This window comes from Aestuariivirga sp. (assembly GCF_047602625.1).
Classification (GTDB): domain Bacteria; phylum Pseudomonadota; class Alphaproteobacteria; order Rhizobiales; family Aestuariivirgaceae; genus Aestuariivirga.
In genome coordinates this window covers 1352077-1370902 of record NZ_JASGGV010000002.1, presented here as the reverse complement: position 1 = coordinate 1370902, position 18826 = coordinate 1352077, and the positions used below count along the sequence as shown (strand labels likewise).

The window sequence follows — 18826 nt, the reverse complement described above, 5'->3', positions numbered from 1 at the left end:
TTCGCGCCGGGCATTTTTGTCTCAGGGCCACGGGGTTGACCGCCCGGAACGGCTTTGCGAGGCTCGCCCTCCATTTTGAGGAGGGGCCGTTCCATGCAGATCATTTTCAGTGAAGATCACCGCCTGCATTTTCCGCAAGGCGAAATCTTCGGCGGCGAGTTTGTGACGCCCTTCGAGCGCCCTTCGCGCATGGAATATATCCTGCGCGAACTGAAGGCGCGGAAATTCACCGACATCAAGCCGCCCTCGGCACTCGACATGGGGCCGGTCAGAAAAATCCACGATGCCGATTATCTCACTTTCCTCGAAACCGGCTGGGCGGAATGGACGGCGGCGGGCTATCGCGGCGAAATGCTGGCGGCGGGGGTTCCCAACCGCTCGCTCCGCCAGAAGTGCCCCAAGAGCATCGATGGCAAGGTGGGCTATTACACCCATTCGGTTGAAACCTGCATCACCGCCGGCACATGGGGAGCCGCCAAGGCCTCCGCCGCCGTGGCGCAGACGGCGCAGAAGCTGGTGAGCGGCGGCGCACCCCATGCCTTCGCGCTCTGCCGCCCGCCCGGCCATCACGCGCATGACGACCTGTTCGGCGGCTATTGCTTCCTCAACAATGCGGCGATCGCCGCCGAAGGCTTCCGCGCCTCGGGGGCCAGGAAGGTGGCGATCCTCGATGTCGACGTGCATCACGGCAACGGCACGCAGGATATTTTCTACCAGCGCAATGATGTGCTGTTCATCTCGCTGCATGGCGCGCCCGAATATACCTATCCCTATTTCCTCGGCTACGCGGACGAGAAGGGCGAAGGCCCGGGTGAAGGTTTCAACATCAACTACCCCATCCCGCCGGGCGGTGCCTATGACGTGTGGGGCGCTGCGCTAGAGGATGCCTGCACGAAGATCGCCGCCTACAAGCCCGATGTGCTGATCGTGTCGCTGGGGGTCGATACGTTCAAGCTCGATCCGATTAGCCCGCTCAAGCTTGAGCATGAGGATTTCACCACCTATGGCGGGCGCATCGCCAGGCTGAAACTTCCGACGCTGATCGTCATGGAGTGCGGCTATGCCGTCGAGGCCATCGGCATCAACACGGTGAATGTGCTCGAAGGCTTCCTCAATGCGTGACCCGCGCTACGACATCCTGTTCGAGCCGGTGAAGATCGGGCCGGTCACGGCCAAGAACCGCTTCTATCAGGTGCCGCATTGCAATGGCGGCGGCTACCGCGACCCGTCCGCCGCCGCCGAGATGCGCCGCGTCAAATCGGAAGGCGGCTGGGGCGTCATCTTCACCGAGCAGGTGGAAATCCATCACACCTCGGAGATCACGCCCTTCATCGAACTCCGCCTGTGGGACGAGGACGACATGCCGGGACTCGTGAAAATGGCGGATGCCATTCACAGCAACGGCGCGCTGGCGGGGATCGAGCTCGCCTATAGCGGCGCCAACGGCCCCAATCTCTACACGCGCGAGGTGCCGATGGGGCCGGGACATTCGCCCATCCTCACCTTCACCAGCGATCCCGTGCAGGCCCGCGCCATGGACAAGGAGGACATCCGCAACCTCCGCCACTGGCACAAGCTTGCCTACCGCCGCGCCAAGCGGGCGGGCTATGACATTCTCTGTCTCTATGGCGCGCATGGTTTCGGCATCGTCCAGCATTTCCTCAGCCCACGGACGAACCAGCGGACGGACGAATATGGCGGCTCGCTGGAAAACCGATCGCGCCTTCTGAAAGAGCTGATTTCCGACGCCCGCGACGAGGTGGGCGATACCTGCGCCATCGCCGTCCGGCTGTCGCTCGACGAGATGGCGGGCGAGCAGGGCTTCTCCAACGCGCAGCTGCGCGACATGGTGGCGATGCATGCGGAGCTGCCCGATCTCTGGGATTTCGCGCATGGCACATGGGAGGCCTGTTCCGGCACCTCGCGCTTCAAGCCCGAAGGCGCGCAGGAAGACCTCATCCGCGGCATCAAGCAGTTGACGCCGAAGCCGGTCGTCGGCGTTGGCCGTTTCACCTCAGCCGACATGATGGTCCGGCAGGTGAAGCAGGGCATTCTCGATTTCATTGGCGCGGCAAGGCCGTCAATCGCCGATCCCTTCCTGCCCAAGAAGGTGGATGAAAACCGCATCGAGGACATCCGCGAGTGCATCGGCTGCAACATCTGCGTGACGGGTGACATGACCATGTCGATCTCGCGCTGCACGCAGAATTCCTCCTTCATGGAGGAATGGCGGAAGGGCTGGCATCCCGAGCGCATGCCGGCGAAAAAATCCGAAACGAAAGTTCTGGTGGTGGGCGCGGGGCCTGCGGGTCTTTCCGCCGCGCACCGGCTTGGCCTGCGCGGCTATGAGGTGGCGTTGGCGGAAGCGGGGGCCGACCTCGGCGGCCGCGTGACACGCGAGTCGAGACTCCCCGGCCTTTCCGCCTGGGCGCGGGTGCGCGACTATCGCGTCGGCCAGATCCAGAAGATGACCAATGTGAATGTCTACCGCGACTCGGCGCTCTCGGCGGATGACATTCTGGGCTTCGGCTTCGAGCATGTGGCGATCGCCACCGGGGCTACATGGCGGCGCGATGGCGTGGCGCGCTATCACCTGTTCCCGGTTGTCCTCGACAGCGCCATGCCGGTGTTCACGCCGGACGACCTCATGGCGGGCAAGCTGCCCTCCGGCCATGTGGTGCTCTATGACGACGATCACTATTACATGGGCAGCGTTCTCGCCGAGCTTCTGCTGAAGCAGGGCTGCCGCGTCACCTATCTCACCCCCTCCACCAAGGCGTCTGAATGGGCGACGAACACGCTGGAACAGGGCTATATCCAGCAGCGGCTTCTGGAGTCGGGCGTCGATGTGAAGGTCACGCGCGCGCTTTCTTCGGTTCAGACGGGCGGCGTCACCGCGTCCTGCACCTACACGGGGCGGACGGAGGAGATTGCCTGCGACGCCGTGCTGATGGTCACGGCGCGTCTGCCGGATGAATCGGTGTTCCTCGACCTGAAGACGCGGCAAGCGGAGTGGGCGGACAGTGGCATTCTCTCGGTCAAGGCCATTGGCGATGCGCAGGCCCCGGCGGCCATCGCCTGGGCCACCTATGCGGGCCATCGCTATGCAGAAGAACTGGATGAGCCGGATCAGGGCGATGCGCTGCCGTTCCGCCGCGAAGTTGCTAGAGTGAAGGACTGACCGCATGAGAAACGTCACCATGGCCATCACGCAAATGGCATCCCGGCAGGACTGGCAGAAGAACTGCGACACAGGCGAGGCGCTGGTGCGCGAGGCGGCATCGAAGGGCGCCAGGCTCATCCTGCTGCAAGAACTGTTCGACGCCGACTATTTCTGCATCGAACAGCATGTGCGCTTCTTTGCATCCGCGCATGAGCTGGAAAGCCATCCCACCGTCAGGCGTTTCGCGGCGCTGGCGAAGGAACTGGGCGTGGTGCTGCCCATCAGCGTGTTCGAGCGCGCGGGGCAGGCGCATTACAACACCACGGTGATCGCCGATGCGGATGGCAAGCGCCTCGGCTTCTATCGCAAGTCGCATATTCCCGATGGCCGGGGCTATCAGGAGAAATTCTATTTCTCGCCCGGCGATACGGGTTTCAAGGTGTGGGATACCGCCGTGGGCCGCATCGGCCTCGGCATCTGCTGGGACCAGTGGTTCCCCGAAACGGCGCGCGCCATGGCGCTGATGGGGGCGGAGGTGCTGCTCTATCCCACCGCCATCGGCTCCGAGCCGCCCAATCCCGGCTATGATTCCAGCACGCACTGGCAGAACACCATGCGCGGCCATGCGGCGGCAAATATCATGCCGCTGCTGGCCTCAAACCGGGTGGGCAAGGAAACCGCGCCCGACGGACGCTCCGACATTTTCTATGGCCGCTCCTTCATCGCCGACTATCAGGGCGAGAAGGTTGCCGAGATGGATCGCACAGAAGAGGGCGTGAAGCTCGCCACCTTCGACCTCGACGCATTGAGCGAACTCCGCCGCACTTGGGGCGTGTTCCGCGACCGCCGCCCCGAACTCTACGGCGCGCTGATGACGCTCGACGGCAAAACCAGAAGCGCCGCCGTCTAAACGTCCTCGCCCCGCGATAGCGGGGAGAGGAAAGGGGCCCGCCGCGCAGCGGTGGGAGAGGAGAGGGGCCAACGGATGTTCTCACAAAGAGTCCGGGTGCCCCTCTTCTCCCCCATCGCTCACGCGATGGGTCCCCTTCTTCCCCCCGTTGGCACGGGGTGAAGACAATTCCTCATCTCAGAGTTCAGGCCGCTTGTTCTTGCCTGTGTACCACCCGCCCACCGCTTTCTCGAACGCCAGCGCCGCCTTGAAGACGCGCGCATCATCCCAGGTGCGGCCGACGATCTGCATGGCGGTGGGCACGCGCGTTTCGGCGTGGCCGGTGGGCACCGACATCACCGGGCAATTGTGCAGCATGTTGAACTGGTGCGTCATCACCCAGCCGAATTCGGGGTCGGCCTTTTGGCCGTTCACGGTGAAGGATTGATCCCACGGATCGTGATCGGCCTTCACAGAGGGCGCATTGTTGGTGGGGCAGATGAACACGTCATGCGCGTCCAGCAAAGGCCCCAGCGTCTGGTACATCGCATGGGTGCGCGCCCAGGGCTTGTGCACATCGTCCAGTGTTGAGGCCTTTGATGCGGTCTCGGCGAATTTCAGCGCGTAGTCGGTCATCAATTCGGCATGCTCTTTTCGCTGCCAGATCGTCTGGCGGCCGAAATTCATCATGTTGTACCAGTGCAGGCAGTCGGCATCGACCTCCGCTGTCCAGCCGAGGTCCACTTCCGTCACCTTGGCCCCCAGCGCACGGAACACATCCAGGGCTGTCAGCAGATTGCGCCGCACGTCCGGTTCCACCTCCACGTAGCCCAGGTCGACGGAATAGGCGATCTTCATGCCCTTGATGGCGGCGGGCGCGAGCGGCACGGTCATCCGTGTACGGATCGAATCGTGGTCGCGCGGATGCGGCCCCGATGTCACGTTCTGCATCAGCGCCGCATCTCCCACGCTCCGCGTCATCGGCCCGCAATGGTTGAAGCGGTCGAAATTGGCGGGCGGGCCATCGGGGTTGCGGCCATGCGGCGGCTTGAAGCCGATCACGCCGCAGGCCCCGGCGGGAATGCGGATCGAACCGCCAATGTCGGTGCCCGTCGCCAGCGTGGTCAGCCCCGCCGCCAGCGCCGCGCCCGATCCGCCGGATGAGCCGCCCGGCCCCCAGTCCCTGTTCCACGGGTTGCGCGTCAGGCCCCAGATGCGTGATTGTGTCACGCCGGAGAGGCAGAATTCCGGCGTGGTGGTGCGGGCGAAGATGATGGCCCCGGCATTCTCAAGCCGCTCGATCATGGGGTCGGACTGATCGTCCACCGCGTCCTTGAAGATCAGCGAGCCATGGGTGGTGCGCTTGCCGCCCACCCGCTGCGCGTCCTTCACCGCCAGCGGCACGCCATCCAGCGCGCCGGTTGCCGCCCCGCGCTTCATGTAGCGCGCCTCGGCGGCTTTGGCCTTCGCAAGCGCCTCGCCGAAGTAGCGGTCGGCGAAACAGTTGATGGCCGGATTGACCGTTTCGCCGCGCGCAATCAGGGCTTGCAGCAGCTCAACCGGGCTCAGCTTTTTCTTTTTGAACAGCGCCCGCGCCTCCGTGGCCGTGAGATAGCAGAGTTCTTCGTTGGTCATGGACAGAGGCCTCGGTCTCAAGCTAGGGAGTGCGCCACTCTGATCTGGTTTCGGGAGGAAATCCATGGGCGGCAGGCTTCAAGGCAAGACGGCGATCGTGACTTCGGCGGGGCAGGGCATCGGGCGGGCTTCCGCCATCGCCATGGCGCGCGAGGGCGCAAAGGTATTCGCCACCGACGTGAACCCCGAGACGATCAAGACGCTGGCCGCCGAACATCCCGGTATGGATTGCTTCGTGCTCGACGTTCTCAAGCAGTCCGACATTGATGCGGCGGCGAAGCGCATCGGCACGCCCGACATTCTCTTCAACTGCTCGGGCTATGTGCATGCCGGCACCCTCATGGAGACCGACGACAAGGCGTGGGACTTCTCCTTCGACCTGAACGTGAAAGCCCACTTCCACATGATGAAGGCCTTCATGCCGGCGTGGCTGGCCCGCGGCAATGGCGTCATCATCAACATTTCCTCCGCCGCCTCATCCATCAAGGGCGTGCCGAACCGCTTTGTCTATGGCGCCACCAAGGCGGCGGTGATCGGCATGACCAAGGCGCTGGCCGCTGACTATACGTCAAAGGGCATCCGCGTGAACGCCATCTGCCCCGGCACGGTGGACAGCCCTTCCCTCATGGAACGGCTGAAAGCGCAGGGCGATTTCGAGAAGGCCAAGGCCGCCTTCATTGCCCGCCAGCCGATGGGCCGCATGGCCGATGCCTCGGAAATCGCCAATCTGGTCGTTTATCTGGCAAGCGATGAGGCAGCTTTCATCACCGGCCAGACATTTGTGATCGATGGGGGCTGGTCGATCTGAGTTTAATTCGCGCACCCCATTGGCAAGGCCTGAAACTTCGGCATAGGATGATCTCAACAGCCGCGTGTAAGCGGCGTTTGGGGAGAAGTCATCTTGGCAGCAGGCCAATACGCCATCGAGGCGATGGGCGTTACCAAACAGTTCCAGAGCGCGGGCTCCGACGCTTTCAAGGCGCTCGACAACGTCTCGGTCCGCATCAAGGAAAATGAATTTTTCACATTGCTGGGGCCATCGGGCTGCGGAAAGACCACGCTGCTCCGCCTGATCGCCGGATTCGATTTTCCGACCGAAGGGCAGATCATGCTCTACGGCCAGGACATCGCGCCGCTGCCGCCCTTCAAGCGGCCGGTGAACACGGTGTTCCAGAGCTATGCGCTGTTCCCGCACATGACGGTGGCGCAGAACATCGGCTTCGGGCTGGAAATGCAGGGCAAGCCCAAATCCGAAATCGACGCGCGCGTTTCCCAGATGTTGAAGCTGGTGCGCATGGAGGATCTGGCCAAGCGCAAGACCAGCCAGATTTCCGGCGGCCAGCAGCAGCGCGTGGCGCTCGCCCGCGCCCTGGCGCCGCAGCCAAAAGTTTTGCTGCTCGATGAGCCGCTCTCGGCGCTCGACTACAAGCTGCGCAAGGACATGCAGATCGAGCTGAAGCGCCTGCAGAGCGAGACGGGCATCACCTTTATCTTCGTCACCCACGACCAGGAAGAAGCGCTCACCATGTCAGACCGCATCGCGGTCATGTCCAAGGGCCACATCCTGCAGGTGGGCGGCCCGCGCGACATCTATGACCGCCCGTCCGAACGCTTCGTCGCCAACTTCATCGGCGAAACCAATTTCCTCGAAGGCGAAGCCAAGGGCGTGAAAGACGGCGTGGCACAAGTGAAGCTCGCAAGCGGGTCGGTGATTTCGGCCGGCTGCCCCGAAGGCTTCAAACCATCCGGCAAGGTTACGGTTGTTGTGCGCCCCGAGCATGCCGATCTCAAGAAAGAGAAGAAGGGCGCCACCGTCACCGGCACCCTCTCCACCATCGTCTATTTCGGCACCGACACGCATTATCACGTGAAGCTCGACAAGGATGGCGGCGAGTTCGTGGTCCGCCACCAGAACAGCCGCACCGGCAGCATGGGCTTCAAGCAGGGCGACGCCGTGGGCATCGCCTTCGACGATGACGCCGCCCAGGTGCTGAGGGACTGACCATGGCAGAGCTGTCGCAAGCCGCCGCCGTTGCCCTCGCTGCCGACAAGGCGGCGACCAAGCGCAACATCTGGCTCACCATGCCGGCGATCATCATTATCGCGGTCTTCGGCATCCTGCCGCTCGTCATCATCGCCATCTATTCCTTCCTGAAGGCGGCGGATTACGGCGGCGTGGAATGGCAGTTCTCGACCGACGGCTATACTGGCTTCCTGTTCCAGCGCGACATCTTCGACGACTCGCTGCAATTCTCGCCCGATTATCTGATCATCTATTTCCGCACGCTGATCTATTCGATCATCACCACGGTCGTCTGCCTGCTGATCGGCTACCCGACTGCCTATTACATGGCCACCCGCCCGCCCGAGCAGCGCAACTGGTGGGTGCTCATCATCACCATTCCCTTCTGGTCGAACCTCCTGGTGCGCACCATCGCCATCATGGTGATCATCCGCGATGAGGGCCTCATCAACACGGTGCTGATGAAGCTTGGCATCATCAGCCAGCCGATCACCATGCTCTATACCGATTTCGCCATCATGCTGGGGCTGCTCTATGCCTTCCTGCCCTTCATGGTGCTGCCGCTCTATGCCAGCTTGGAAAAACTCGATTTCCGCATGGTGGAGGCGGGCTACGATCTTTATGCCAGCAAGTGGGAAGTGCTGAAGCGCATCATCATTCCGCTGTCGATGCCGGGCATCATCGCCGGTTCGCTCCTGGTGTTCATTCCGGCGCTCGGCGCCTATGTGACGCCGGTCATCCTCGGCGGCGGCACGCATCTGATGATCGGCGACCTGATCGCTCAGCAGTTCGGCACCGGGCGCAACTGGCCGCTCGGATCGGCGCAGGCGCTGATCCTCATGGCGGCGGTGCTGGTGGCGCTCATCTACTACGTGCGCAACACCTCCGGGCAGGTGAAGCATGGCTGAGAATCGCGCCCCCATCGACATCAAGGCCCAGCCCGGCTTCAAGGCGGCGGCCTTCTTCTGCGTGTTCCTGCTTTATGTGCCCATCGTCATGCTGATGGTGCTGTCGCTGAACTCGGGCGACGCGGTCAGCTATTTCGAGGGCTTCAGCTTCAAATGGTATGGCGTGGCGCTGCAGAATGACGATTTCTACAGCGCTACCCAGAACACCCTCACCATCACCATCGTTGCCACCATCGTCTCGACCATCGTCGCCACGCTGGCCGCCATCGGCACCACGCGCGTCAAGCCGTGGAAAGGGCTGGGCAGCGCCTTCATGGTCATCAACCTGCCGCTGATGGTGCCGGAGATCATCACCGCCGTCGCCACGCTGTCGTTCTTCGCGCTGCTGGCGGGGGCGCTCGGCCTCAATTTCGGCATCGGCAACCTGATCCTCGCCCACACGGTGTTCTGCATTCCCTTCGCCTACATGCCCATCAAGGCGCGGCTCGAGGACATGGACCTGACGCTGGAAAACGCCGCCGCCGATCTCTACGCATCGCCCTGGCAGGCGTTCCGCCGGGTCACGCTGCCGCTGCTGATGCCCGGCATCGCATCGGGCGCGGCGCTGGCGTTCATTACTTCATTCGACGACTTCACCATCACCCAGCTCGTGGCGGGACCGGGCCAGACCACCCTGCCGCTGTTCATCTGGAACCAGACACGCAAGCCCATGACGCCGGAGATCAACGCCATCTCCACAATTCTGCTGCTGGTATCGATCATCTTCGTGATGTCGTCGTTCATCATCGCACGGCGGCGAAAATAGGAAGACTTCAAAACACAAGGGAGACGAACGTGAAGAAAGCACTTTTGGCGGCCATTTCCATGATGGCCATTGGCGCCCTCGCGGGGCCTGCCCTCGCGGATGGCGAATTGCACATCTACAACTGGGGCAACTATACCAACCCCGACCTCATCAAGAAGTTCGAGGAGACCTACAAGGTCAAGGTCACGATGGATGACTATGACTCGAACGAAACCATGCTCTCCAAGGTGCGCGCCGGCAATTCCGGCTACGACATCGTGGTGCCTACGGACTACACCGTGCAGATCATGATCGGCGAAGGCCTGCTCGAGAAGACCGAGCCCAGCCAGATGGAGAATTTCAAGAACGTCCGGCCGGAGTTCGTGAACGTCTATTGGGACGATGGCCGCCACTATTCGGTGCCGTGGCAGTTCGGCACCACGACCTTCACGGTCAACATCGCCAAGTACAAGGGCGACATCAACACCCTCGCCATCCTGTTCGATACGCCGGCCGACCTCAAGGGCCGCATCAACATGCTGGACGACATCAACTCCGTCATGCATGCCGCCGAGCGCTATCTCGGCATTCCCCGCTGCGGCGACGACAAGGCCAATCTCAAGAAGCTGAACGACCTCTTGCAGAAGGCCAAGCCCGACTGGCGCACCTTCAGCTACGACACACAGGCCAAGATGCTCTCGGGCGACGTCGACGTGACGCAGGACTGGAACGGCGACAGCTTCCGCATCCGCCAGAAGCTGCCCACCGCCACCTATGCCTGGCCCAAGGAGGGCATTGAAGGCTGGATGGACAATGTCACCGTTCTCAAGGGCGCCAAGAATCTCGAGAACGCCAAGCTGTTCCAGAACTTCATCATGGACCCCAAGAACGCCGCGCTGATCTCGGACTTCGCGGGCTATGATAACGGCATCAAGGACAGCCACCAGTATGCCGCGAACCCCGACTGGGCGTCCTCGCCGGAAATCAACATTCCGAAGGATGCGCCGACGCCGGAATTCGTGAAGCCCTGCTCGCCGGAAGTGGTGGCGATCTACAACAAGATCTGGACCAACCTGCGCAAGTAAGGTTTGATCCCGCAAGGCTTTGAGGGAGGCTTCGGCCTCCCTCTTCATTTGAGGAGAGCGTCATGGCGTCGTTCCGCAATTCCGATCCGAAGGTGCCGTTGATGGAAGGCTCGCCGCCGCAGCTCATTCCGCCGCGGATGGATTGGGACAGGCCGCCGTGGAACCGCTGGGCCTTCCAGCATATCCGCGAAATCCTGCCCACCGCCGAAGTGTGGCGGGGCTATGGGCCGGTGCGCATCCTGGGGCGGCAGGACGCTGATCTTGATGCGTTGCCCGTGAAAGCCGTGGGCGAGGGGATGACGACCCTCTCGGGCCTCCTCGATGAGACGTATACGGACGGTTTTCTGGTGCTCAAGAACGATGTCATCGTCCATGAGCGCTATTTCAACGGCATGACCTACCGCACGCCGCATCTCTCGCAGTCCGTCGCCAAGTCGGTGACGGGAACGGTGGCGGGCATTCTCGTGGGCCAAGGCGTTCTCGATGTGAACGCGCCCATCACGCAGTATCTTCCCGAACTCTCCGACACCGCCTATCGCGGCGCCACGCTGCAGCATGTGCTCGACATGACGAGCGGCGTCACCTTCAGCGAGGACTACACCGATCCCTATTCGGAAATCGGCAAGGTGGATGTGGCCTCGGGCTGGAAGCCCATCCCGCCCGACACCAATCCCTCCTTCCGCTGGCCGCGCCATGTTTTCGAACTCATCCTCGAACTCGACAGGCTGGAGCGGCGGCACGGCGATCTCTTCGCCTACCGCTCCATTGAAACCGATGTGCTGGCCTTCTGCATGGAGCGCGCCACCGGCCGCCGCCTGCCGCAGCTTGTCTCGGAAGAGCTGTGGCAGAAGATCGGCGTCGAAGAGTCCGCTTACTTTACGCTGGACCCTGCGGGCTATGCGCTGGCAGACGGCGGCTTCAACGCGACGCTTCGGGATTATGGCCGCCTCGGCCTCTTGTGGCTTGAGGGCAGCGGCGGGCTTCTGCCGCCCGAATGGATCGAGGCCACGCGCACCGGCAATCATGCGATCTTCGGCGAGCCCTATACGTTCACGCTGCCGGAAGGCGCCTATAAAAACCAGTGGTGGGTCGAGGACCCGCGCGCGCGTTCGCTCATGGCGCGGGGCGTGTTCGGGCAGATGATCTACATCAACTGGGCCGAGCGCATGGTGGTGGTGAAGCTCTCCACCTGGCCGGATTTTCTGTCCACGCCCTTCACGCTTGCCACCAACGCCGCCCTTCACGCCATTGCCGAGGCCATCAGATGAGCGATCCCGATCTCTGCTACATGCCTGCCACCGAAGCGATCCGCCGCTTCAAGGCCAGGACTCTCTCGCCGGTGGAGTTGATGCAGGCCGTCATCGCCCGCGCCGAGGCGGTGCAGAAGAAGGTCAACGCCTTCACCTACACGCATTTCGACGAGGCCATGGATCTCGCCCGCAAGGCGGAAGCGAAATACGCCAAGGGCCAGCGCACCGGGGTTCTGGAAGGCCTGCCCATCGGCATCAAGGACGAGAGCTATATCAAGGGCAAGCCGACATCGGGCGGCTCGCTCATCATGAAGGACTATGTGGCGAAGCACACCTCGCCGCAGAACGAGCGCATTTTGAAAGCGGGCGGCATTGCCCATGCGCGCACCGCCACGCCGGAATTTTCCTGCGCGGGCTATACATGGTCGAAGCTGTGGGGCGTCACGCGCAATCCGTGGAACCGCAAGTTCACGCCGGGCGGATCATCGGGCGGTTCCGCCGCCTCGCTGGCGTCCGGCACTTCGGCTATCGCCACGGGCTCCGACATCGGCGGCTCGATCCGCATTCCCGCTTCCGCCTGCGGGCTGGTGGGCTTCAAGCCGCCCTATGGCCGCAACCCCGACGATCCGCCCTTCAATCTCGATTTCTACTGCCACACCGGCCCCCTGGCGCGCACGGTGTCTGACGCCATTCTCCTGCAGAATGTGATGAGCGGACCCTATGCGGGAGATATTTCCACGCTCCGCCCCAAGCTCACGCTGCCCACCGCCTACAAGCCCATCAAGGGCATGAAGATCGCCTTCTCGATGGACCTGGGCTTCTATGAGGTGGACCGTGACGTGCAGAAGAACACGCTGGCGGCGCTCGATGTGTTCCGCTCGCTCGGCGCGCAGGTGGATGAGGTTGATCTCGGCTGGACGCACAAGACGCTTCAATCCGGCATGGCCTATCTCGATCATCTCTTCGGCGCCTCGCTGGCGGGCCTTCTCAACACGCACAGCCGCGAGATGACGAGCTATGCGCGGCACTTCGCCAAGTCCGGGCAGAAGTCCAAGGCCACGGATTTCGTGGCGACGCTGTCGACCGTCAACGAGATGTATGCGAAGCTGGGGCCGCTGCTCGAGCGTTATGACGTGCTCATCTGCCCCACCAATGCGCTGCCAGCGGTCGCCGCGGATTTTGATCAGTCCACGGATAAACTCAGGATCAACGGCAAGCCGGTCAATCCGATGCTGGGCTGGGTGATGACACTGCCCTTCAACATGCTGAGCCGCTGCCCGGTGCTCACCATGCCGTCGGGCCGGGCCAGAAACGGCGTGCCCACCGGCATCCAGATCGTCGGGCGCAGCTATTCCGATGCCGATGTGTTCCGCTTCGGCATGGCTTACGAGGCGGCGGCGCCCAAATGGTATGAAACGGCTGCTACGCGCCCGGCGCTTTAGCCCTTCATCGCCCCGTAACAGTGTGTTTCTATGGGCTGGCCATCGCCATCAAGGAGACATTCCATGCGCCGCACCCTGCTTCTGTCCGCCGCCGTTCTGGCGGGCCTCGCCCTTCCCGCGGCGGCCGATCCGCAATCGCTCACGCTGCTCAGCATGAACATGTGGGGTGCGGGCGCCAATGCGCAGAAGCCCATCGATGAAACGGTGGCGGTGTTCAAGGCGGTCAACGCCGACATCATCGCGGTGCAGGAAACCGTGCCAGAGCCCGATCCCTGCACGGCGGAGGTCTGCCAGGCCACGGAGAACAGCCGCCTCAAGGACCTCGCCGATGCGCTGGGCTATCACTATCACGAGTTCAAGCACAACACCGACAATCACTGGGCCGATGGCGTCTTGAGCAAATATCCCTTCGGGCAGGAGACGCCCAATGGCGTCGGCGTCGAGATCGACGTGAACGGACGCAAGATCGTCGTCTATTCGATGAACCTCGATGATGCGCCCTACCAGCCCTATCAGCTTCTCAATATCGAATATGATAAGTCGCCCTTCATCAAGACGGCGGCGGAGGCCGAGGAATGGGCGTCGAAGACGCGCGGCAAGGCGCTGGAGCTTCTGGTGGCCGACATCAAAGCCGAAGAGGCAGCCGACGCGCAATTCGTGATGGGCGATTTCAACGAGCCCAGCCATTGGGACTGGACGGAGAACGCCGTGAAGGCGGGCCACCAGCCCCTCGCCGTCAACTGGCCGACGACGCGCGGTGTCGAGGCGCAAGGCTTCGTGGATACGTTCCGCACCGCCTTTCCCGATGAGGTGGCCAAGCCCGGCATGACGTGGACACCCACCACCTCTCCCGATGACAAGGAAGATCATCACGACCGCATCGATTTCATCCTGGCGAAATCGAAAGAGCTGAAGGTCATCAGCGCCGGGATCGTCGGCGAGAAAGCGCCGGAGGCCGATCTGGTTGTCACACCGTGGCCGTCGGACCATCGCGCCACCATGGCGAAGGTGGCGTTTTAAATCCCGTCTTTCCCGCGCAGGCGGGAACCCCGCTTCTCTATCGCGAGCCTCACCGCTTCAAGCGGGGCCCCCGCCTGCGCGGGGGTGACGGACATTTTCAGTTCAGATGAACACCCGGCGCTGCCGCGCTACTCCGCCACTTCCTGCGCTGACCAGATGCGCTCGATGCCATCTACCTTCTTCACGGCAAAGCGCTTGTAGCCCTTGCCTTTGCGAAACGTGACGAGATCGGCGCCATCGGCGGCGGCAAACGACATGCTGCCGTCCGTGTAGACGCGCCAAGCCACCACCTTGGCCATCACCGGAAAGGCCTTGGCACAGGCGTTGTTGTCTTCGTAAAAAGTGAGCCTGTAGCCCTGCTCCACCTTGTCTTCGTAGAGCGACACGGTGCAGCGGTCGTCATTGGCATTGGCCATCACGCCCACATCACCCAACATCTCTTTCACCTTGCTGGCGGGCGCCAGCTTGGGTGCTGCTGTTGCAATCGGAATGGCTGACAGGAGAGCAAGAAAGGTGAGCGCCGCGCGTGTCATGAAAACCTCGCAGAATGACAAAGCCCCCAAGCGGCAAGCTTTGCACACAATCGGCCAAGCGAAAAGGGGCGTTACGTTCCGTCCACCTTCTCGATGGTGAAGATGCCGTCCGTCTCGGGCTCGGAGATATAGCGGTCGTCGGGCGTGTAGAAGCGGATCAGCTCATGGCGCTCGGCATCGGCGAAGACGATGGCCCAGCCTTCCATCAGCCGCCACGCCGTCACCTTGTCCATCACCGGAAACAGCTTGATGCAGCGCTTCGAGACATCAATCTCCATGCCGCCGATCGTCGTGTCGCGCTTCAGCACCACGGTGCAATGTTTCTTGCCGCTCTCGTTGCTGATCTTGTAAGTGCCGAACATGTCGTCATACATCGCCTTGTCGACGGTGGCCGGATCGATCGGTTCTTCGGCAAGGGCGGGCGTCGTCAGCAGAACGAGGGTGAGAAGAAGTTTGCGCATCGCGACTCACATGGTGATTCCGGGAAGCTTCAGGCCCTGTTCCTTGGCACAGTCCACGGCGATCTCATAGCCCGCATCGGCATGGCGCATCACGCCGGTGCCGGGATCGTTCCACAGCACGCGTTCGAGCCTTCTCGCCGCGTCATCGCTGCCATCGGCCACCACGACCATGCCGGCATGCTGCGAATAGCCGATGCCCACGCCGCCGCCGTGATGCAGCGATACCCAGGTGGCGCCGCTCGCGGTGTTGAGCAGCGCGTTGAGCAGCGGCCAGTCGGAGACGGCATCGGAACCGTCCTTCATGCTTTCCGTCTCTCGGTTGGGCGAGGCGACGGAGCCTGAATCGAGATGATCGCGGCCGATCACGATGGGCGCTTCCACTTCGCCGTTCTTCACCATCTCGTTGAAGGCGAGCCCCAGGCGATGGCGTTGGCCCAGCCCTACCCAGCAGATGCGGGCGGGCAAGCCTTGAAAGGCAATCCTCTCGCGCGCCATGTCCAGCCAGTTGTGCAGATGAGGATCGTCGGGGATCAGTTCCTTCACGCGCTGGTCGGTCTTGTAAATATCGTCCGGGTTGCCGGAGAGCGCCGCCCAGCGGAAGGGGCCGATGCCGCGGCAGAACAGCGGGCGGATATAGGCTGGCACGAAGCCCGGAAAATCGAAGGCGTGGGTCAAGCCCATTTCCAGCGCCATCTGGCGGATGTTGTTGCCATAGTCGAGGGTGGGAACGCCCATGTGCCAATAGTCGAGCATCGCCTGCACATGCACCTTCATGGAGGCCATGGCGGCGGCCTTCACCGCCTGCGGATCGGTGGCGCGCTTGTCTTCCCATTCCGCCAAGGTCCATCCGGCGGGCAGATAACCGTTCACGGGATCATGGGCCGAGGTCTGGTCGGTCACCGCATCGGGCCGGATTCCGCGCTTCACCATTTCGGGAACGATCTCGGCGGCATTGCCGAGCAGGCCGACGCTCACCGGCTTTCCCTGCTTGTGGGCGCGGTCGATGATCTCCAGCGCCTCGTCGATGGTCGAGGCCTTGGTGTCGAGGTAGCGGGTGCGCAGGCGGAAATCGATGCGCGAGGGCTGGCATTCGATGGCGATCATCGAGGCGCCGGCCATGGTGGCGGCCAGAGGTTGCGCACCACCCATGCCGCCCAGGCCCGCCGTCAGAAACCATTTGCCCTTGAGGTTGCCGCCATAATGCTTGCGGCCCACTTCGGCGAAGGTTTCATACGTCCCCTGCACGATGCCCTGCGTGCCGATATAGATCCATGAGCCGGCCGTCATCTGGCCGTACATCATCAGGCCCTTCTTATCGAGCTCGTTGAAATAGTCCCAGTTGCCCCAGTGCGGCACCAGGTTGGAATTGGCGATCAGCACGCGCGGCGCATCCTTGTGGGTGCGGAAAATGCCCACGGGCTTTCCCGATTGCACCAGCAGCGTCTCATCGTCTTCGAGTGATTTGAGCGAGGCGACGATCCTGTCGAAGGCTTCCCAGTTGCGCGCCGCGCGGCCGATGCCGCCATAGACGACCAGTTCCTCGGGCCGTTCGGCAACGCCCGGATCGAGATTGTTCATCAGCATGCGGAGCGGCGCTTCGGTGAGCCAGGATTTGGCCGAGAGCTTTGTGCCGGTGGCGGCCTTGATGACGCGGGAATTGTCGCGGCGGGTGGTCATTGGGGTCTCCTTCAGGATTGCGGCTGGCCGTTGGGCGTGGTGCGGTAACGGCTGTAAAGGGCGTAGCGGCTGGCGGGATAGGTGAGGGTGGCCACCGTCACCACCTGCCCCTCGCTCCATGAGCGGCGGTGGAGGACGAGGCAGGGTTCTTCCGGCCCGATGCCGAGCAGGCGCTGCTGGTCGGGTGTGGGCATCGCCGCTTCCACCGTGTGTTCCAGTTCATCCACCGGCAGCGTCGCCACCAGATAGGCGGTGGGCGTGGTGTGGCTGAAATCCTGGGTGAGGAAATCGGGCGCCGCGGCCGGGTTCACGTAGCGGTCCTCGATCTGCACGGGAACGCCGTTCTCCTCATGCACGAGGCGGAGATGATAGACGCTACGCGGCAGGCGGAGTTCAAAGGCATCGGTCAAGGGCGGCGGCGAGGTGATCTGCTCGCGGTGGACGATGCGCGCCGTGTGGCGGTGGCCCCTCTGCTCGATTTCCTCGGCGATGTTACGAAGCTCCATCAGGCTGGTGCGGGCGGGCGGTTCCTTCACGAAGGTGCCCACGCCCGGCACGCGATCCACGAAGCCTTCCGCCGTCAATTCGCGGAGCGCCCGGTTGGCCGTCATGCGGCTGATGCCGAAGCTCTCCACCAATTCGTTCTCGGAGGGCACGCGGCTGCCAGGCGCCAGTTTGCGGCTCCTGATCTGGGTGACGATGTGATCCTTCACCCGCGCATAGAGGGGCTGGGCGTCGGTCATGCGAGGTCTCCGCGCACGATCCTGCCGTTCTGGATCACGGCGGCCAGCGGGTTGAAGCCCAGCGGATAGGCGAGGTCGCCGGGGCGGGGCACGTCCCACAGCGCCAGGTCGGCGCGAAGGCCCGGCGCGATGCGGCCGCGATCCGCGAAGCCGAGTGCGCGGGCGGCGTGGGCGGTGACGCCGAGCAGCGCCTCTTCCGGCGTCAGGCCGAAGAGCACGCAGGCCATGTTCATGGCTGTCAGGATCGAATGGACGGGCGAGGTGCCGGGGTTGAGATCCGTCGCCACCGCCATCGGCACTCCGGCCTTGCGGAGGGCCGCGACCGGCGGAGCCTGTTTCTCGCGGAGGTAATAGAAGGCGCCGGGCAGCAGCACGGCCACGGTGCCGGAGGCGGCGATGACGCCGACGCCGGCCTCGTCCAGATATTCGATGTGGTCCACCGACAGCGCGCCGTGGCGGGCGGCCATGGCGGAGCCGCCCTGGTTCGAGAGCTGTTCGGCATGCAGCTTCACCGGCAGGCCCAGGCTTTTCGCCACTTCAAAAACTGATTCAACTTCCTCAACCGAGAAGGCAATGCCTTCACAAAAGGCATCAACGGCGTCCGCTGCCCTGAATCTGGAAACGTCCAGAAGTACCTGATTTTTCACGATATTCAGGTATTCCTCACGCTTCTCCTTAAACTCCGGCGGCAGCGCGTGGGCGCCCAGATAGGTGGTGGTGACGGAGACCGGGCGCTCCTGTTCCAGCGCCTTCGCCACCTTCAGCATGCGGAGTTCAGTCTCGCGGTCGAGGCCATAGCCGGATTTGATTTCGATGGTCGTCACGCCCTCGGCCAGCAAAGAGTCGAGTCGCTTCAATGCACTCTCGGCCAGTTCTTCATCGCTGGATGAGCGGGTGGCGCGCACCGTGGCCATGATGCCGCCGCCCGCCCTGGCGATCTCGGCATAGGGAACGCCGGTCAGGCGCAGTTCAAATTCATTGGCGCGGTTGCCACCGTAAACGAGATGCGTGTGGCAATCGATGAGGCCGGGGGTCATGAGCCTGCCGCCGCAGTCGATGGCCTTGCCCTCTGGCGCATCCGCCGCCGGCCCCGCCCAGCGGATCAATCCGTCTTCCACAAGCACCGCCGCGTTGGGCATCAGGCCATAGCCGCCGGTCATAGTCGCGAGGGTGAGGTTGGTGAGGAGCATGCCAGAATCCACTTGTATAAGGT

Annotated in this window: 17 protein-coding genes; 11 read left to right on the top strand and 6 right to left on the bottom strand. The window is 63.0% G+C overall.

Features of this window, described 5'->3' with window-relative positions:
• Nucleotides 1–93: 93 nt before the first annotated feature.
• The 3 genes from QM694_RS11680 to aguB are packed head-to-tail and all read left to right on the top strand — an operon-like array spanning nt 94 to nt 4073.
• A complete protein-coding gene (locus QM694_RS11680) occupies nt 94–1122 on the top strand; it encodes a histone deacetylase family protein (protein WP_415007103.1) in 1029 nt (342 codons plus the stop codon).
• On the top strand, nt 1115–3181 hold the full coding sequence (locus QM694_RS11675; RefSeq protein WP_415007102.1) for an FAD-dependent oxidoreductase: 2067 nt from the start codon (nt 1115–1117) through the stop codon (nt 3179–3181). Before QM694_RS11680 ends, QM694_RS11675 begins: the two co-directional genes overlap by 8 nt.
• 4 nt (nt 3182–3185) lie before the next feature.
• Nucleotides 3186–4073 carry an N-carbamoylputrescine amidase gene (gene aguB, locus QM694_RS11670; protein ID WP_415007101.1) on the top strand — a complete coding sequence of 296 codons (888 nt, stop codon included), beginning with the start codon at nt 3186–3188 and terminating at the stop codon, nt 4071–4073.
• 177 nt (nt 4074–4250) lie between these two features.
• On the opposite strand, the gene QM694_RS11665 is transcribed toward aguB, so the two are convergent.
• Nucleotides 4251–5687: an amidase gene (locus tag QM694_RS11665; protein ID WP_415007100.1), complete on the bottom strand. Its 1437-nt coding sequence runs from the start codon at nt 5685–5687 to the stop codon at nt 4251–4253.
• A 64-nt stretch (nt 5688–5751) separates the two neighbouring features.
• Between QM694_RS11665 and QM694_RS11660 the strand changes: the two genes are divergently transcribed.
• The 8 genes from QM694_RS11660 (at nt 5752) to QM694_RS11625 (ending at nt 14199) form a co-directional block, all read left to right on the top strand.
• Nucleotides 5752–6495: an SDR family oxidoreductase gene (locus tag QM694_RS11660; protein WP_415007099.1), complete on the top strand. Its 744-nt coding sequence runs from the start codon at nt 5752–5754 to the stop codon at nt 6493–6495.
• 123 nt (nt 6496–6618) lie between these two features.
• Nucleotides 6619–7689 (top strand): ABC transporter ATP-binding protein, encoded by a 1071-nt coding sequence (locus tag QM694_RS11655; protein ID WP_415008619.1) that lies wholly within the window; start codon nt 6619–6621, stop codon nt 7687–7689.
• A gap of 11 nt (nt 7690–7700) precedes the next feature.
• The gene (locus QM694_RS11650; RefSeq protein ID WP_415008618.1) at nt 7701–8618 is read left to right on the top strand and encodes an ABC transporter permease; all 918 of its coding nucleotides are present in this window, start codon (nt 7701–7703) and stop codon (nt 8616–8618) included.
• The gene (locus tag QM694_RS11645; RefSeq protein ID WP_415007098.1) at nt 8611–9423 is read left to right on the top strand and encodes an ABC transporter permease; all 813 of its coding nucleotides are present in this window, start codon (nt 8611–8613) and stop codon (nt 9421–9423) included. The genes QM694_RS11650 and QM694_RS11645 overlap by 8 nt, the downstream gene beginning before the upstream one ends.
• 29 nt (nt 9424–9452) lie before the next feature.
• A complete protein-coding gene (locus QM694_RS11640) occupies nt 9453–10487 on the top strand; it encodes an extracellular solute-binding protein (RefSeq protein WP_415007097.1) in 1035 nt (344 codons plus the stop codon).
• Nucleotides 10488–10549: 62 nt separating this feature from the next.
• A complete protein-coding gene (locus QM694_RS11635) occupies nt 10550–11755 on the top strand; it encodes a serine hydrolase domain-containing protein (protein WP_415007096.1) in 1206 nt (401 codons plus the stop codon).
• Complete coding sequence (locus QM694_RS11630; RefSeq protein WP_415007095.1) at nt 11752–13179, top strand: amidase; 1428 nt, start codon at nt 11752–11754, stop codon at nt 13177–13179. The genes QM694_RS11635 and QM694_RS11630 overlap by 4 nt, the downstream gene beginning before the upstream one ends.
• Nucleotides 13180–13242: 63 nt before the next feature.
• On the top strand, nt 13243–14199 hold the full coding sequence (locus tag QM694_RS11625) for an endonuclease/exonuclease/phosphatase family protein (protein ID WP_415007094.1): 957 nt from the start codon (nt 13243–13245) through the stop codon (nt 14197–14199).
• 128 nt (nt 14200–14327) lie between these two features.
• Here the strand turns inward: QM694_RS11625 and QM694_RS11620 are convergent, their stop codons facing one another.
• The 5 genes from QM694_RS11620 to hutI form a co-directional block, all read right to left on the bottom strand.
• Nucleotides 14328–14732 carry an AprI/Inh family metalloprotease inhibitor gene (locus QM694_RS11620; protein WP_415007093.1) on the bottom strand — a complete coding sequence of 135 codons (405 nt, stop codon included), beginning with the start codon at nt 14730–14732 and terminating at the stop codon, nt 14328–14330.
• A 71-nt stretch (nt 14733–14803) separates the two neighbouring features.
• Nucleotides 14804–15193 (bottom strand): AprI/Inh family metalloprotease inhibitor, encoded by a 390-nt coding sequence (locus QM694_RS11615; protein ID WP_415007092.1) that lies wholly within the window; start codon nt 15191–15193, stop codon nt 14804–14806.
• Nucleotides 15194–15199: 6 nt separating this feature from the next.
• Nucleotides 15200–16870, bottom strand: coding sequence for a urocanate hydratase (gene hutU, locus QM694_RS11610; RefSeq protein WP_415007091.1), 1671 nt, complete (start codon nt 16868–16870; stop codon nt 15200–15202).
• An 11-nt stretch (nt 16871–16881) separates the two neighbouring features.
• Complete coding sequence (gene hutC, locus QM694_RS11605) at nt 16882–17613, bottom strand: histidine utilization repressor (protein WP_415007090.1); 732 nt, start codon at nt 17611–17613, stop codon at nt 16882–16884.
• Entirely contained in the window at nt 17610–18803 is a 1194-nt protein-coding gene (gene hutI, locus QM694_RS11600; protein ID WP_415007089.1) for an imidazolonepropionase, read from the bottom strand. Before hutI ends, hutC begins: the two co-directional genes overlap by 4 nt.
• Nucleotides 18804–18826 lie beyond the last annotated feature (23 nt).

What these genes read in the sequence shown, in the direction of transcription:
- QM694_RS11675 (WP_415007102.1), top strand. Translation starts at nt 1,115, where the DNA reads ATGCGTGACCCGCGCTACGACATCCTGTTCGAGCCGGTGAAGATCGGG.
- QM694_RS11660 (WP_415007099.1), top strand. Translation starts at nt 5,752, where the DNA reads ATGGGCGGCAGGCTTCAAGGCAAGACGGCGATCGTGACTTCGGCGGGG.
- hutU (WP_415007091.1), bottom strand. Translation starts at nt 16,870, where the DNA reads ATGACCACCCGCCGCGACAATTCCCGCGTCATCAAGGCCGCCACCGGC.
- aguB (WP_415007101.1), top strand. Translation starts at nt 3,186, where the DNA reads ATGAGAAACGTCACCATGGCCATCACGCAAATGGCATCCCGGCAGGAC.
- QM694_RS11625 (WP_415007094.1), top strand. Translation starts at nt 13,243, where the DNA reads ATGCGCCGCACCCTGCTTCTGTCCGCCGCCGTTCTGGCGGGCCTCGCC.
- QM694_RS11645 (WP_415007098.1), top strand. Translation starts at nt 8,611, where the DNA reads ATGGCTGAGAATCGCGCCCCCATCGACATCAAGGCCCAGCCCGGCTTC.
- hutC (WP_415007090.1), bottom strand. Translation starts at nt 17,613, where the DNA reads ATGACCGACGCCCAGCCCCTCTATGCGCGGGTGAAGGATCACATCGTC.
- QM694_RS11665 (WP_415007100.1), bottom strand. Translation starts at nt 5,687, where the DNA reads ATGACCAACGAAGAACTCTGCTATCTCACGGCCACGGAGGCGCGGGCG.
- QM694_RS11680 (WP_415007103.1), top strand. Translation starts at nt 94, where the DNA reads ATGCAGATCATTTTCAGTGAAGATCACCGCCTGCATTTTCCGCAAGGC.
- hutI (WP_415007089.1), bottom strand. Translation starts at nt 18,803, where the DNA reads ATGCTCCTCACCAACCTCACCCTCGCGACTATGACCGGCGGCTATGGC.
- QM694_RS11630 (WP_415007095.1), top strand. Translation starts at nt 11,752, where the DNA reads ATGAGCGATCCCGATCTCTGCTACATGCCTGCCACCGAAGCGATCCGC.
- QM694_RS11655 (WP_415008619.1), top strand. Translation starts at nt 6,619, where the DNA reads ATGGGCGTTACCAAACAGTTCCAGAGCGCGGGCTCCGACGCTTTCAAG.
- QM694_RS11635 (WP_415007096.1), top strand. Translation starts at nt 10,550, where the DNA reads ATGGCGTCGTTCCGCAATTCCGATCCGAAGGTGCCGTTGATGGAAGGC.
- QM694_RS11620 (WP_415007093.1), bottom strand. Translation starts at nt 14,732, where the DNA reads ATGACACGCGCGGCGCTCACCTTTCTTGCTCTCCTGTCAGCCATTCCG.
- QM694_RS11615 (WP_415007092.1), bottom strand. Translation starts at nt 15,193, where the DNA reads ATGCGCAAACTTCTTCTCACCCTCGTTCTGCTGACGACGCCCGCCCTT.